The organism is Bacillus sp. L_1B0_5 (assembly GCF_000836715.1).
In the GTDB taxonomy this organism is placed as follows: domain Bacteria; phylum Bacillota; class Bacilli; order Bacillales; family Bacillaceae_G; genus Bacillus_A; species Bacillus_A thuringiensis_S.
The window spans coordinates 1-15732 of record NZ_JXIS01000103.1; the positions used below are offsets into that span (position 1 = coordinate 1).

Below are 15732 nucleotides of genomic sequence, written 5' to 3' on the forward strand. Positions count from 1 at the left end.
TTCATTTAGTTATCCATTGTTTGCACCACGTGGTCTGGAAATAGAGGGAATGAGTATTATTAAAGTTCCAACTCCTGATGGTGAACAACTATTTCGAGTGGCAGCTCCTAAAGTCAGTATGGGTGAGATTACAGCGCAATGTTATCACATTTTTTATGACTTAACAGAAAACCTAATTGAAGACATTTTTGCTGAAACAACAAATGGTAATGGAGCTATGAATCGTATGTCAGCAGGATGCCAATACAAGCATCCTTTTCAGTTTTATTCAGATGTACCAAAGATAGCCAGTGCACGTATTGTCCGTAAAAATCCTGTGGAAGCATTATTGGATTCTAGTCAAGATAATTCATTTGTTAATCGTTGGGGCGGTGAATTAAAACGCGATAATTTTGACGTGAAGATGCTACTAAATCGTGGTATGGATCATGGAGTAGTGATTCGGCATAAAAAAGATTTGCTTGGATACGAGGGAAATGTGGATTGGAAAAGTCCTATAACTAGAATCATGCCACAAGGTTTTGATGGGTTATTTCTTCCTGAAAAATATGTGGATAGCCCACTTATAAATAAGTATCCTCATCCGAAAATTAAAGTGGTTGAGTTTAAACATATCAAAGCGGCTATTGGTGAAAATGCTGATGATGAAGATGCAGTTCCGTTAGAAGAAGCGTATAGGTTATTACGTCAAGCAGCTAAAGATATGTTTAAGATTCAAAAAGTTGACCAACCTAAGGCAACTTATAATGTTAAGTTTCAGGAGTTATCACAAACGGAAGAGTATAAGGATTATAAGCATTTACAAAGTGTTTATATGGCAGATACTGTTACGGTTGAACATCAAGAAGATGGCATTGATATAAAAGCGAAGGTAATTGCTTATAAGTATGACCCGATAAAAAAAGAGTATTTGGATATAACCATTGGTAACTTCAAAGAATCCTTTACGGACGTTTCCGGTAGGGTTGACCTGGTACAAGAAGAGTTATCTAATATGCCAAGCTCTATTTTGGATGTAGCAAAAGCAAATGCTACAAGCCTTATTAATTCAGGATTTGGAGGACATGTCCGTATTTATCCAGATCGTATTTTAATTATGGATACGAAAGATGAAAAGAATGCTAAAAAGGTTTGGCAATGGAACTTGAATGGATTGGGGTATTCTTCCACAGGTGTGAATGGACCATATGGAACAGCTATTACAAGTGATGGAAGAATTGTTGCAGATTTTATTACTGCTGGCACGTTAAGTGGGAATCTGGTGCAAGGCGGAGAAATAACAGGTTCAACTTTGAAAACATCTAATTCAGCTAATTTTGTAAATATATCTAAACAATTTATTCGTCTCTATGAATCCTCGAAAGTAAGAGCCTTTATTGGGTATTACAAAAATAGTAGAAGTGAAATACAGCCCACTTTTATTCTAGGTGGTGACTCAGATCAAACAGGTGCAAATGGCGCCATCATGTTGTATCAATTCTCCGATGTAAATGTTAAGTCTGGTGGAATAGGAATCACAAAGGGACTCGATGGCAATGGATACTTGAATGCAGCTTCTTTATATTTTTCACAAACAGGGAATGCAATGCTCGATGCTGATAAAATGATTGCCCTAAATGCTCAAAGTGAGATGAGATTTAAGGTTAAAGATCAATTCCGCTTTTATCGTAATGACAATTGGATTGCAAGTATCGGGGTTGCATCTGGAGGGGATACAGATATCATGCTCCCAAATGCGATAATACGAAATTCGAGTTGGGACGATGGGTATATCCAAGTGAAAACGGCTCTTGGGACATATTATCAAGGAGTAATTGCTTCAGACTTCAAAGTTTCTTCAAAAGTAACATATAAAACCAATATCCGTCCTATTGCATTCAGCGCACTTGAAAAGGTAATGGAATGGGAAATTAAACAGTACAATTTGAAAACCGATATTCCAAAACTTTATGAGATGCGTATGAATCGTAAAGAAGGAGAGCCGACAATTTCTACAGAGGCAATTCCTACACATTATGGTTTAGTTATTCCAAAAGAATCAGAGGAAAATGGTGTAGGCTTATATGGAATGCTTTCACAATTAACAAGTGCATTTCAAGAGCATGTAATTAAAACTAGGGCTAAATTCGAAGAAGTAGAGCCGATAAAGCCTAAAGGGAATATAAAACACAGGAACAAAGTAAAACGCCAAAGAAGATCACCTAGACGTGTGAAAAGGAATAGTTAGAGGGAGATGTAGTTATGCGAAATGAGGAAATTATTATAGATTTAGCAGATCCTGTGTTTACAAAAACAATTCGTTCTCGACAGAATGACAAGAATGGGTTGAAGCTCACTGTGTACGCAAGAGAAAAAGGGCAGAATGTGGATTTAACAGGATATGTGGTTAAATATGAAGCGACAAATCATACAGGAGTATTTATTCGAGATGACGCTCAAATAGTTGATGCAAAAAATGGTGTATTTTCCTATACGTTTACATCTCAAGCTGTTTCCACATCGGATGATTGGACAGCTTATTTTGTGATGGAAAAAAGTACAGAACGAATGAGTACACCAGATATTTGTATTACATTAAGACGTGATGTGAAAGAAGGAAATATTAAAATTGAAAATTATATTTCTGATTTTGATAATCTCAAGAAACAAATAGATGCTTTACAACAAGCGGTTGATAAAATGGACGTCGTAAAGCGTTCAGGCGGGATAATGACAGGCTATCTAACAATGAGACCGACAATCGGTTCTAATATCGGAGTTGGATTCAATAGTGAGGATAAGGTATTAGATATCGGTCTTGTAGGAGTCTCAGATGGTCAATTCTATTTAAAAGACTGGAAAAATAATAAAGTATTATTTGAAAAATCGCCTACTGGGGCATTCAATGTTTTTGCTGATAATCTTCTAAAAAAAGCTGGCGACATCATAAATGGATTACTTGAATTTAAGAGTGATAATGCAGTTGTATTAGGAAGTCGTTCTTATAAGACAGTTATTCATAAAGGGGCGCAAGGAGAGTTGATATTTGCTCCTTCTACAAAAGAACAAGGTGATTCTTGGGATTGGTCCAAACGTGTAGAATTTCGAACAGATGGTACTATTAGGCAAGCAACAGATACAGGATGGACTAAGCTTCCTACAACTGGGGTAGAGAATGTTGCTAACAGAGATATGAAATACAAGAGAAGTGGTGAAAACATTAGTGTAATTGGTTCAGTTCGAAATCCTCAAAATGAGACAGTATTCGCTACACTACCAGTTGGGTTTAGACCGATACAGCACATTGCTTTTCCAGCGCTGGCATATGGATATACACCCGCAGTTTGTGAAATTACAATAAAACCTGATGGGGGGATTTTCGTGAATGGTGTTCCGAGCGGGAGTACTGTTCATATTGCAATGAGCTTTTTGAGTTAGTTATTACGGATTAATCGTGCATAAGTAGACCTTTTTATTTTTTATAAAATAGAACTTTTGATTTGAAATTTCCGCGATGCATTCACCATAAATAAGGTTGTCTCATATTATGTAGAGATTGCTTTATTAAGATTTTAAAAGGATGTGAATACAGTGGAAGATGTATATGTAAAAATCGACAGTTTAAAAGCAGAACAAAAAGAAATTATGCGAGATATTCGTAATTTAGAAACTCGCACAACAATTAATGAGAAAGATATTGCCACAATTAATAAGCAATTAGAAAAGATTAGCATGAATACAACTTGGATTTTACGAATTATTATTAGCGCAATTACTATGTCAATTTTGGGTTTAATATTAAAAGGGATGATCTAATATTTTAAAATAAAAGTACTTATTGAGAGAGGGACAAGCGTCTCTCTTTTTTATTATAAATAAGGAGATGGAAAGATGGATCGTATTGATATATTAATGAAAGCATTTATAGCTACATTCGGTGGCTTCTGTGGGTATTTCTTGGGAGGATGGGATGCAACATTGAAAATCTTAGTGACGATGGCAGTTATTGATTATTTAACTGGCATGATTGCAGCAGGATATAACGGAGAATTAAAAAGTAAAGTTGGTTTTAAAGGCATCGCCAAAAAGGTGGTGCTTTTTCTTTTAGTTGGAGCGGCAGCCCAATTAGATGCAGTGTTAGGAAGCAATAGTGCTATTCGTGAAGCGACAATTTTCTTCTTCATGGGTAACGAATTACTTTCACTTTTAGAAAATGCTGGACGAATGGGTATTCCACTTCCACAAGCCTTAACAAATGCAGTTACGATTTTAGGTGGCAAACAAAAACAAGAAGATAGAAAAGGAGATGTTAAGTAATGGGACATATTATTGATATTTCAAAATGGAATGGTGACATTAAATGGCCTTTAGCAAAGCAATACATTGATTTCATCATCGCTCGTGTACAAGATGGTTCAAATTATATAGATCCATTGTATAAAGGATATGTACATGCCATGAAGCAACATGCTGTTCCTTTTGGTAACTATGCATTTTGTCGATTTGTTTCTGAAAATGATGCACGAATAGAAGCTCGTGACTTCTGGAACCGTGGAGACAAGAGTGCGACAGTCTGGGTTGCAGATGTTGAAGTAAAAACAATGAATGATATGAGAGCGGGCACACAAGCATTTATTGATGAACTACGCCGATTAGGTGCTCAGAAAGTTGGTTTATATGTTGGTCATCATATGTATGCTCCGTTTGGTATGGCAAATGTAAAATCTGACTTTGTTTGGATTCCTCGTTATGGCGGTAACAAGCCAGCTTATCCATGCGATATTTGGCAATACACAGAGACAGGTAATGTACCTGGTATCGGTAAGTGTGATTTGAACCAATTGATTGGCAGTAAACCGTTATCCTGGTTTACAGGAGAGGAACAAACAGAACAATCTGTTGCTAATGGTGGCTATCAATATGTTAAATCTGGTGGATTTGGCATTTCACTGGTTCAGGAAGTCGTAAATGCTATGAATGAGCGTGGAACAAAAGGGAAGGTCGTCTCTGATCCATTAACTGGTTTAGCTTACTTACAAACTGAAGTACTACCTAATGGCGAGCTTGATAAGATTACAGCCTGGATGGATGAAAGAAACTGGTGGTACGAGTACATTAAAAAATAAAACAAAAGAATAATTACTGAGAATTTTATTTTTTAACTTTACTGCAATTTTAATAAAAAAAGTGCAAACAAATTTGCAAACAAACTTGCTAACACCTATAAGAAATAGACATAAATTATCGCTGATATGTCTTCTTTGAAAATAGCTTTAATCAGTTAAATCATACTTATACGAAATGTCCATAAAAATCGTCTTAATATCAGGAATATAATCATCCAGATATTTCTTTACTTTTGAGGCGAAAACGAGGCATGATATTGATTTCTACCCCAGAGTTTGCATCAAATAATAAAAAAATACGGTTTGTAAAACTAAAAATACAACAAGCTACAACCGGCATGAAATGGATTAAGATATTTAGAAATTTAAAAGATAATTTTCATATAGGTGGAGAGGTGGATTTAGACCATATTCTCCAATATCCGAAAGATTATATTGTAGGGGCAAATAAAAGAGTGTTATTTCCATACAATGAGAGAATATATAAAGTTCCAGGCACTAAAATAGAACCGGGTATAAAAGTAAAGGAAAGAGAGTATTTGTTTAAAGAATTCCAGCGCAAATTCTCTTATTTCACAATACTTCCAGAATGTAAAAAGGTAGCAACAAATAACGAAAATGAATTATTTCCTTTATTTGCACCAAAAGGATTAGAGACATTAACATTAGAAGTTTGGTCTGAAAATATAGCACTTGACATAGAACAAGCATTACTTGATAGCGAAGTTGTTTTGGCTAAAATTGGTGAAAATTCTTATGTATTGAATACAGATTTTCCAGTGTTATTAAAGATTGTGAGATACAATATTGAAAAGGTGTTACAAAATCCATATAAAATGCAATATTGCCAAAAATACAAAACAAATCTTGTAGATGATGTTACGAAAGCTGTCTATGCTACCGCGGGTGAGCGTAGTGATGCGACATTAGCATTAATCGCAATGAAAAATTGTGATGGACGCGAAAAAATTGATCCAAAACAAATCATTAGAGAGGGATTTGCACGAACAAACCGTATTTCAACATTTATTAATTTATTTATAGGCCAAAGTGTATCACGTAACACAATTGTAAATAGTGTTTTTAGTTTATTAGAACAAAAAGGATTTTTGAAGCGTGGTTGGAATAAGATAAATTTACCTTGTACATATGTTAATTTATCAATTGAACGAATATCGAAATTTGATTTCTTACCCATTTTTTCAAAAATAAAAGGAAAAGAAATTTTATATAAATTATATGGGAATACAGAGTGGCAAACGATTGATTACGTATTATTAAATATAAATAAACATAATGCATTTTTACCACAACCATCAAAGAGAAATGATATGGGGGCTCTTTTTAAACAATATGTTTTCGAAACATTAATGGAAATCGTACAATATGCAAAAGAACAAAATGAACAAGTTTACTTCATTGTAGATGCGAATTTGAGAAAATATTGGATAAAAGAGTTACAAAATAAAGAAATTAATACAGATATTTTACCTGATATTGTTCCTGAGGTGTTAAAGGTTCCAAACTTAAATCTTATTAGAATAAATACAGGTTTTGATGTACCAAGCTACGGGGCAATAGAACGTGATGATGCTCTAGATAGCATTGGCTTATATGCAGATCAAAAAGGGATGTATTATAGCACTGGTGAATATTCACTTAATTGTAGTGAAATTTTTCAGCGATATATACTTGAAATTCTACCATTAGGTGTAAAACCTGTAGAAAGGGATTATATCGCTAAAATGATACATTACATGTGCTGTAATTCTAGTATGCTTTCGAAAAAGAATATACATATGATATATTCCGTACATATGGAAAAAATAATAAAGAGCTATATTACTGACATAGATGCAAGAGAGTTTAAAGAGTTTGATGATGAATTGGATGTAGATGTAGTAAAAGTAGAAAAAAAAGATACAATTATTCTACTTTAAATACTAGTAAACAAATCCTGCTCGTTATATCGATCAGGATTTGTCATTTTTTTATGTAAATAAGGATATCTTTTGTCAAGTATCTTTTCGTTTACATATTTACTTTATGTGCAGACAGGATTAATATGTTTTTTAGAAATACAAAAACTATATCATATGGAAAAACGATTTTTATTAATTGAAAAAATTTGAAAGGAATGGGGAATTGTGAAGAAATTAGATGTGCTCTTAATGCTACTGAGCGGCCTCTTTCCAATTGCAGGACTTACAAAGCAAATCCCTCTAGAACAATCTCTATTTATTGGAGGGCTTTTATTTTTTACTAGTTTCGGTAGTTATTTTGCTAAAAAGATGTATTCACGTATATGCAGCTGGATAGCGTATGCGCCATTTATAACATTACTGTTAGTTATTTGGCATCAGGATATTTCAACAAGCTCAATCATAGCAAATGCGAAAATTGCTGCATGTGTCGCGTTAATTCCATGTTTATTCCGTTTTCGTACATATGGACTTACTTTGGGCTTATTCTCATTATGGGCCGCTTTACTATGGGATATAAAAGAGGTACAGTCGTTAGTCATACTTGAACGCATGACGAGTTTAATGACAAGCCATTATGTATATATATTACTATTAATTGGAGGGCTTGTATTAGGAGGATTACTTGCGATGTTCATTCACCGCAAAGAGAAAGATAATAATAAAGAAAATATAAATCTACTTGGACCAAAAAAGAAACGCAAAAGATTATCAATTAAGATTCGTCTTCCAAGATTGCCGAAATTAAAGATGAAACTATTTAAGTTTGGTGGGAAAGAATCTAAAAGTAAAATGCCAGAAAAGATCCATGAGTATAAGTACGAAGAACCAGTTGCAACATATGAAATGACTGAGCAAATAGATTCATACAAAGAAAATGCAGTTCAAGGTCAAACAAGGATGGAACGCCGAAGAAATAGGTATAATGCATAATGAAGTTTAATAACCCCGTAATGATTTATCTTAATATTGATAAATCATTACGGTTTTTTATGTAATTAAATAAAGATTGCTAATGAGGGAGGAATAGCATATTTTATAGGTGGGAACTTAAATAAAATAAGGAGAGGATAAAATGCTTATCATTACATATATATCTGCTTGTATATTATTCTTAGTTAGCTTGTTACATGTATATTGGGCTTTCGGAGGTAATTGGGGGACAAATAGTGTTATTCCAACTAAATCAGGGGAAAAGGCGTTTACACCTCGTGCCGGAATGACATTGTTCATTGCATTATTATTAAGTATGGCAGCAATAATTTTGTTGCAACAAGCAAAAATTGTTCATTTTGCAGTTCCTAATGTTATTATTCAAGTCGGTTCCTGGATTTGTATGATCGTCTTTTCTATTAGAGTAATTGGTGAGTTTAATTATTTTGGTATCTTTAAACGACAAAAAGATACGCACTTTGCTAGAATGGATACCGGTTTATATATTCCACTTTGTGCATTGTTATCTTTATCTTTCTTATTAACAATAATTTTGTGAGTAAATAATAGTAGTTTCTTTTCTCAAAATACATGTAAACGTGAGAAATCTAAGAGTAAATAAAAAGGATGTAAGCGCCTTCTTGTCGAAATGTAAATTATTATGAAAGGCGGTGACACTATGAAGTATGTAAAAGTTAGTATGAATGGTGGAAGTGAACACAAATTCTCAATGACTTTAGATCGGTTTGAAGAACTTATTACTACAGAGAATGGGATATTAGAAAATAAATTAGTATGTATTGAAAATGTAATGATTAATCCTACTAATATATCTTCTGTAGTTGAAAAAATTGGTGTACCGGCTAAGTTTATGGAAGCTTAAAATGTTAGATAAAAAACATCCATTGGGGATGTTTTTTAATTTATAAATATGATAATCGTACAGTAAATATTTGAGTAAATTTTATAGCAATGACTATGCATATATTAAGTACCTGAACATGGTGCATAATATATGCACGAAATAATAAGTACAAGCATATATTATGTAGTAGGACAAGATCTTCGTGTCCTATTTAATACTCAGAAAAAACCTCTAATCACATAAGAGCATCCAATTGCAGGGTGCTCTTATTTTTTATGAAAATTTACTACGAGCCTTATTTTATAGTAGGATGCAATAATAAAGGGCTATTTTGAAATAGTGTTCTTTAGCCTTTAATTTTAAATTTATCTTTAATGTTAATAAATATTAAAAATAATATGATAGCAGAAATTAAGTTAGATAAGTAGAAATCTTGATGAAACAGTAGTTCGAAGATGACATAGAAAGTAACTAATAAGGCGATAGCAGGTAGTATGCAAATAAATATAAATCTCCAATTTTTTAAGTAATGTTTATAATTTGTAAGTACTCTATCCATAAATATAGCTCCTATATTTTTGTTTTTATATAATTATACATTTAGATACAAGGATTTTCAAAGTAAAAATATTTAGCAATTCAAAAATATAAGGAGAGCTTTTGTTGAAAATCCAGATTGTTGTAGCAATCCGGATTTGACTTTAAAGAACTATACTAAAATGATACACTATAATCTACGTTATTTTTGAAATGAATAGAGGGATTTGTGTGATAGATAAAATTAAAAATGCTGTAGAGGATATGTACGAAGATGAGGCTAAAGATTTACTTCAAAGCATTCTCATACAGTTGAATTTATTAGAAGAAAACTATAGTGAAGATACAATTAAAAATTTGATGGATATTCCAAAACAATTAACGAGTAATCCTACTTATAAAAGGAATGTAAAAGAAAGTACGCACGTACATATTGCCTTTGATGATTCAACGGCTGGTTGCTTAAAATATATGTTAAATCAAGAAGAATTATATGAAGAGAGTATTGTTACTTTTTCTGAATTCTTTTCAATTGGACCAATATATAAGTTGCATACGAATGAGGGGCAACTAGCAAGACAGAAGTGGTTAATAAATAACTTAACTGCTTATGATAGTTATTTTGAAGAAGAATATTTGCTAAGATTTATAGAAACTTTAGAAGATCTACATTCAATTCCTACTGAAACGCCTATTACAATTTGGAAAGCCGATAATGCGCATGAACATGTAGGCTTAAGTTTTGTAATGACACAATTAAAGCATAAGAAAAACATTCGAGTTATTAATACGTCTGAAGCAAGTAGAGAAATATTAAAACAAGAATATGATATTCGTGGAACGGGAGAATTACCACCTGAAAGTTTAGCTCTATTCCAAAAAAGTTTTGCAAAGTTACCTTATTTAACTGAAGAGAAGCGCATGAATTTTGAACATGAGTGGGATAGATTATCGAAAAGCATAGAATGTTTAAGAGTGTGGGAAGAAAATGAAGTGCATTCTGTACAAGAAGATTATTTTGATCAATTTATAATTGAATGTGCGAAAAGTGTGGGTGCTGATCGAGAGTTCCTCAAAGCTCCTAGAGTAATTGGTGAAGCACTTGGTCTTGTTGAACAATTGGTTGGAGATACTTTCTTAGAATATCGCTTGAAACAATTAATTAAACAAGAAGTATTTGAATTTGAAGGTTCGTTAGATGAAATGCGTTTTTATAGTGTGAAGTTAAGGAAATAATAAACAAATTCTATTTTTGAAAAGCTCGTATTTTTAATAATACGAGCTTTTTAAGTTGAATTTGGGCTATACATAAGCTTCCCAGAGAGGGCATATCACATATGAATGTTAAAGGTAATGAATGAAAAGAAGGTGATTTATTAATATGTATAACCAACAAAATTATCCATATGATCAAGCGATGTATTATTATCCACAAAACTACGGGTATGAACCTACAAATGAAGTGAGAGATATTGAACAAGAAGACTATAGACCAGATGATGCGGAAGATGCTCCAACGTCACCACCGCCGTCGCAAGCTCCGTCGTTACCGTCTACGTTTGCGTCTCCAGCTCAAGCAGGCAATATGAAATCATGGATGTGTAACTGTCTAGGAAGATGGGGCTATTTACGTTTACATCGTCCTGGTCCTTTTGGAAGAGATTTATGGTTCTTTCCAACTGAAGTGAGAAGAAATGGGGTATCGGGTTACACTTGGCAAGGTGGTCGTCGTCGTAAAGTAAGTTATCGCTATCAACAAATTAGTAATTTTATGTGCTTCGCATAAAGAGAAGTGGGTGAGTGAAACAATTTTACTCTCTCACTTTTTTATTTTTCAATATACGAAGTAAGATTTTGGTTAAAAATTTACAATTTTCACGTTTTTATTAGAGTATAATGCATATGTTGGGTTGGTTTTCAAAAACAAATGAGAGTGAGGGAATACAATGTCAATGAAAAATAAAGTTGGACTAAAAATAGAGGATGGCATTAATTTAGCTTCAGCTCAATTTAAGGAAGATGCGTATGAAATTTATAAAGAATCTAGAAAAATGCAACCTATCTTATTTGTGAATAAAACTGAACTAGGTGCGGAATGGCTTATCACAAGATATGAAGATGCCTTGCCGCTTTTAAAAGACAGTCGCTTAAAAAAAGATCCAGCCAATGTATTTTCTCAAGGTGCATTGAATGTGTTTCTTACCGTTGACAATAGTGATCATTTAACTACTCATATGTTAAATTCAGATCCACCTAACCATAATCGTTTACGATCACTCGTACAAAAAGCTTTTACACCGAAGATGATCACGCAATTGGAAGGAAGAATACAGCATATTGCAGATGATTTGTTAAATGAAGTCGAGCGAAAGAATTCATTAAATCTTGTTGATGATTATTCATTCCCTTTACCGATCATTGTAATAAGTGAAATGCTCGGTATTCCAAAAGAAGATCAAGCGAAATTTAGAATTTGGTCTCATGCTGTCATTGCTTACCCAGAAACACCAGAAGAAATAAAAGAAACTGAAAAGCAACTATCTGAGTTTATTACATACCTTCAATATTTAGTTGATATTAAACGAAAAGAGCCAAAAGAAGATTTGGTGAGTGCTTTAATACTTGCAGAGAGTGAAGGACATAAACTTAGCGCTCGGGAACTATATTCAATGATAATGCTACTAATTGTGGCGGGGCACGAGACAACGGTAAATTTAATAACAAATACGGTATTAGCGCTTCTCGAAAATCCAAATCAATTACAGTTATTAAAAGAAAATCCAAAATTAATTGATGCCGCTATTGAAGAAGGATTACGATATTATTCTCCAGTTGAGGTTACAACTTCAAGATGGGCAGATGAACCTTTTCAAATTCATGATCGAACAATTGAAAAAGGAGATATGGTTGTCATTGCCTTAGCTTCTGCAAACCGTGATGAAACTGTATTTGAAAACCCAGAAGTATTCGATATTACTCGGGAAAATAATCGCCATATTGCCTTTGGTCATGGTAGCCATTTCTGCTTAGGTGCTCCACTTGCGAGGTTAGAAGCAAAGATTGCTATTATTACTTTGTTTAATCGAATGCCTGAACTACAAATAAAAGGCGATCGTGAAGAAATTAAATGGCAAGGTAACTATTTAATGCGTTCTTTAGAGGAATTGCCTTTAACTTTCTAGAATAGTTAAAAGGAGACATGCATACATCGAAAATAATTTACATAGAGTATGTATGTGTTATTTAAATTCGAAACGGAAGGGTGAAAACATCCCAATGATCAACTAATTCTATTTGTAAGAGATCTTCGTTAAAAAACGAAATATTCTTCTGAATAGGGTTAGTCTGTACATTTATAGAAAAGGGATGTATTTCGCTCTGCGAATATATAGTCTTTTTATATGATTTGTGCTGCCTCCTGTTCAGAACATGAAATAGGAGGCTTTTTTATGTCGACAAATGTAGTAACGAAACAAAACAATGGGGTATCACAAGTATTAAAAAATCGGTTTGTACAAGGGATTTTAGCATCAGCATTATTTTTACAAATAGGAATATGGGTTCGAAACTTTGCGGTATTACTATATGTAATGGAAATGACAAAAGGTGATGCTTTTGCTATTTCGATGATTTCAGTTGCTGAATTCGCTCCAATTTTTATTTTTTCATTTATTGGCGGTACTTTTGCTGATAGGTGGAAGCCAAAGAAGACAATGATATGGTGTGAAACGTTAAGTGCCATTTCAGTATTCGCTGTATTAATTACGCTTATGTTTGGAACGTGGAAAATTGTGTTTTTTGTGACACTCATCTCTGCAATCCTTTCACAGTTTTCACAACCATCTGGCATGAAGTTGTTTAAACAACATTTATCAACGGAACAAATCCAATTAGCAATGTCCATATATCAAACGATATTTGCAATATTTATGGTATTAGGACCAATCCTAGGGACATTTATCTTTCATAGTTTTGGAATTTATATTTCAATCATCATAACAGGTATCTCTTTTTTACTTGCGGCAGTTGTATTGTTATTTCTTCCGAAAGATCTTGAAAACGACGTAGAAAACAAAGATATCACTCTGCTGCAGGAGATGAAGGATGGTATTAAGTATGTCAAAAAGAAAAAAGCATTAACTTTGCTAGGGCTTTGTTTTATGGCTGCAGGACTAGGTATAGGATTAATTCAGCCATTAGGTATATTTATTGTGACTGAGCAGTTAGGATTATCAAAAGAGAGTTTACAGTGGCTACTAACAGTAAATGGTGCGGGAATGATTGTTGGCGGAGCATTAGCAATGGTATTTGCGAAAAACGTTGCTCCGCAAAAGATGTTAATTATCGGTATGCTTGGTCAAGCAATTGGTATTGGCATTATAGGATATTCTACAAATTTATGGGTGACACTTACAGCTCAGCTTTTTAGTGGCTTAGCTCTTCCTTGTATCCAAATTGGTATTAATACGCTTATTATTCAAAATAGCGATACTGATTTTATAGGTCGTGTAAATGGTATTTTAAGTCCGCTATTTACCGGATCAATGGTAGTAACGATGAGTATAGCTGGCTCATTAAAAGAGATGTTTTCATTAAGTATGATGTATGAAGGGACGGCTTTACTTTTTATAATTGGATTATTGTTTATTTTACCTATATACAATTTAAAGCCAGTAATAGCGGTAGAAAGTGAACTAAGTGGTAAAGGAAGTGCCGTACAAAATGAATCCTAATCCAAATATTAAATACCCTATTGAAGGAAATCAAAACGTTCAATTTATAAAAAATACAATAACAAAACCTAATATACTTGTTGGTGATTATTCTTATTATGATGCGAAAGATGGAGAAACATTTGAAGATCGAGTATTACATCATTATGAATTTCTTGGGGATCTCCTAACTATTGGAAAGTTTTGTTGTATTGCATCTGGAGTTAACTTTATTATGAATGGAGCGAATCATCGGATGGATGGATTTTCGGCATATCCATTTAATATCTTTGGAAATGGGTGGGAGAAGTATACACCTAGTTTGTCTGATTTACCTTACAAAGGCGATACAGTTATAGGAAATGACGTTTGGATTGGTATGGACACAACTATTATGCCCGGAATAAAAATAGGGGATGGTGCAATCATTGCAGCTAAATCTGTTGTGACTAGAGACGTCGCACCATATACAATTGTTGGTGGAAATCCTGCAAATAAAATAAAAGAGAGATTTTCAAATAAAATAATAGAAGAATTATTGCAAATTCAATGGTGGCATTTTGACATTGAAAAAATAACTGAAAATATAGATGTGATTGTACAAGGAGATATTGAACCATTAAGAAAGCTAAAAAGGGAATAAAAAATGCATGACAAAGAGTATCATACCTCCGAATTTTGTTAATGATAATAGAACAAGGAGGTGTGATACTATGGCACAAGACGTTTTATGTGAAGTAAACAACTGTAAATTTTGGGCGAACGGTAATAAATGTAGTGCAGAGGCAATTTACGTAGTAAGTCATAAAGGTAAACATGCATCTACAACGGAAGAAACAGATTGTAAAACTTTCGATCCAGAAGTGTAAATTTTTGAAGGGTAGCCAAATCGTGGTTGCCCTTTTATTAATTATAGTATTGATAATAAATATCATTTTCATTCATTGTTTTTAACTTTTCTTGTTATTTTTTCATATTTTTTTCATAAGTGATGTAATCCAACTCAATTCATGTTCAATTCGTGATTTACTAAATTCAATGACTTCAGTAATAAAAGATGAGGTAACATCTAGAGACTGAATAGCAGTAAGCTGATTATGTAGTACGTTTTGACGTACAGTCAAAATCTCTTTTCTAGCCTCATAGTCAAGTTTTTCAAATAGAGCGATACGAACAAGAAATTCTGCATTGTTTGTCGCAAGTTTTTCGGGAAACTCTCGTAACATTTCAGAAAAAATTTCTTCTCCTGTTTCTGTTATATCGTACATATTTCGGTTTGGTTTTCCGACTTGTTTATGTATTTTTTTCGTTATAGCACCCATATTTTCAAAACGCCGAAGGGCAGGGTAAAGCATGTTGTGATTTAATTCGAAATTCTCACCTAAACGATTTTGAACATTTTTTTTAATTTCATATCCATGTTTTGGTCCTGTCGTTAATTCTGCTAGCAGTAAAATGTCAACGTACATAAAAATCCCCCTTATATATTTCTCAAGTTCTCTAATGAAAAATCCCCTTTAGTATATGTTAAAATAACATATGTTAGTTTATACAACTTTGAACTGCCGACCTATCACTTTTATTGTAAAAGAAAAGGG

At 33.3% G+C, this 15732-nt stretch carries 17 protein-coding genes; 15 read left to right on the top strand and 2 right to left on the bottom strand.

Annotation, left to right across the window (positions count from 1 at the left end):
- The 9 genes from RT27_RS26395 to RT27_RS26435 form a co-directional block, all read left to right on the top strand.
- The coding region (locus RT27_RS26395) for a phage tail spike protein (protein WP_043938188.1) at positions 1-2227 on the top strand (2227 nt) is incomplete at its 5' end.
- 14 nt (positions 2228-2241) lie between these two features.
- On the top strand, positions 2242-3417 hold the full coding sequence (locus RT27_RS26400) for a BppU family phage baseplate upper protein (protein WP_043938190.1): 1176 nt from the start codon (positions 2242-2244) through the stop codon (positions 3415-3417).
- A gap of 153 nt (positions 3418-3570) precedes the next feature.
- Positions 3571-3795, top strand: coding sequence for an XpaF1 protein (locus RT27_RS26405; protein WP_000390478.1), 225 nt, complete (start codon positions 3571-3573; stop codon positions 3793-3795).
- 75 nt (positions 3796-3870) lie between these two features.
- A complete protein-coding gene (locus RT27_RS26410; RefSeq protein ID WP_043938192.1) occupies positions 3871-4296 on the top strand; it encodes a phage holin family protein in 426 nt (141 codons plus the stop codon).
- Positions 4296-5105: a GH25 family lysozyme gene (locus tag RT27_RS26415; RefSeq protein WP_000509853.1), complete on the top strand. Its 810-nt coding sequence runs from the start codon at positions 4296-4298 to the stop codon at positions 5103-5105. Before RT27_RS26410 ends, RT27_RS26415 begins: the two co-directional genes overlap by 1 nt.
- A 257-nt stretch (positions 5106-5362) precedes the next feature.
- Entirely contained in the window at positions 5363-7045 is a 1683-nt protein-coding gene (locus RT27_RS26420; protein WP_043938194.1) for an RNaseH domain-containing protein, read from the top strand.
- 207 nt (positions 7046-7252) lie between these two features.
- Entirely contained in the window at positions 7253-8020 is a 768-nt protein-coding gene (locus RT27_RS26425; protein WP_016081451.1) for a DUF3959 family protein, read from the top strand.
- Between the two features lie 142 nt (positions 8021-8162).
- A complete protein-coding gene (locus tag RT27_RS26430) occupies positions 8163-8579 on the top strand; it encodes a DUF3995 domain-containing protein (protein ID WP_029442436.1) in 417 nt (138 codons plus the stop codon).
- A 120-nt stretch (positions 8580-8699) separates the two neighbouring features.
- A complete protein-coding gene (locus tag RT27_RS26435; protein WP_000878369.1) occupies positions 8700-8903 on the top strand; it encodes a hypothetical protein in 204 nt (67 codons plus the stop codon).
- Positions 8904-9231: 328 nt separating this feature from the next.
- On the opposite strand, the gene RT27_RS26440 is transcribed toward RT27_RS26435, so the two are convergent.
- On the bottom strand, positions 9232-9444 hold the full coding sequence (locus RT27_RS26440) for a hypothetical protein (protein ID WP_016081449.1): 213 nt from the start codon (positions 9442-9444) through the stop codon (positions 9232-9234).
- Between the two features lie 209 nt (positions 9445-9653).
- Between RT27_RS26440 and RT27_RS26445 the strand changes: the two genes are divergently transcribed.
- The 6 genes from RT27_RS26445 (at position 9654) to RT27_RS32515 (ending at position 15003) form a co-directional block, all read left to right on the top strand.
- Positions 9654-10658, top strand: a complete 1005-nt coding sequence (locus RT27_RS26445; protein ID WP_029442437.1) for a DUF1835 domain-containing protein — start codon at positions 9654-9656, stop codon at positions 10656-10658.
- A 145-nt stretch (positions 10659-10803) separates the two neighbouring features.
- Positions 10804-11208, top strand: a complete 405-nt coding sequence (locus RT27_RS26450; protein ID WP_029442438.1) for a hypothetical protein — start codon at positions 10804-10806, stop codon at positions 11206-11208.
- A 160-nt stretch (positions 11209-11368) separates the two neighbouring features.
- Positions 11369-12604, top strand: a complete 1236-nt coding sequence (gene cypA / locus RT27_RS26455) for a cytochrome P450 (RefSeq protein ID WP_043938196.1) — start codon at positions 11369-11371, stop codon at positions 12602-12604.
- A gap of 267 nt (positions 12605-12871) precedes the next feature.
- Entirely contained in the window at positions 12872-14155 is a 1284-nt protein-coding gene (locus tag RT27_RS26460) for an MFS transporter (RefSeq protein ID WP_029442440.1), read from the top strand.
- Positions 14145-14777: a Vat family streptogramin A O-acetyltransferase gene (locus RT27_RS26465; protein ID WP_043938198.1), complete on the top strand. Its 633-nt coding sequence runs from the start codon at positions 14145-14147 to the stop codon at positions 14775-14777. The genes RT27_RS26460 and RT27_RS26465 overlap by 11 nt, the downstream gene beginning before the upstream one ends.
- Before the next feature lie 70 nt (positions 14778-14847).
- Entirely contained in the window at positions 14848-15003 is a 156-nt protein-coding gene (locus RT27_RS32515) for a DUF1540 domain-containing protein (RefSeq protein WP_000046095.1), read from the top strand.
- 102 nt (positions 15004-15105) lie between these two features.
- Here the strand turns inward: RT27_RS32515 and RT27_RS26470 are convergent, their stop codons facing one another.
- Positions 15106-15603, bottom strand: a complete 498-nt coding sequence (locus tag RT27_RS26470; RefSeq protein WP_016081443.1) for a PadR family transcriptional regulator — start codon at positions 15601-15603, stop codon at positions 15106-15108.
- Positions 15604-15732: the final 129 nt, after the last annotated feature.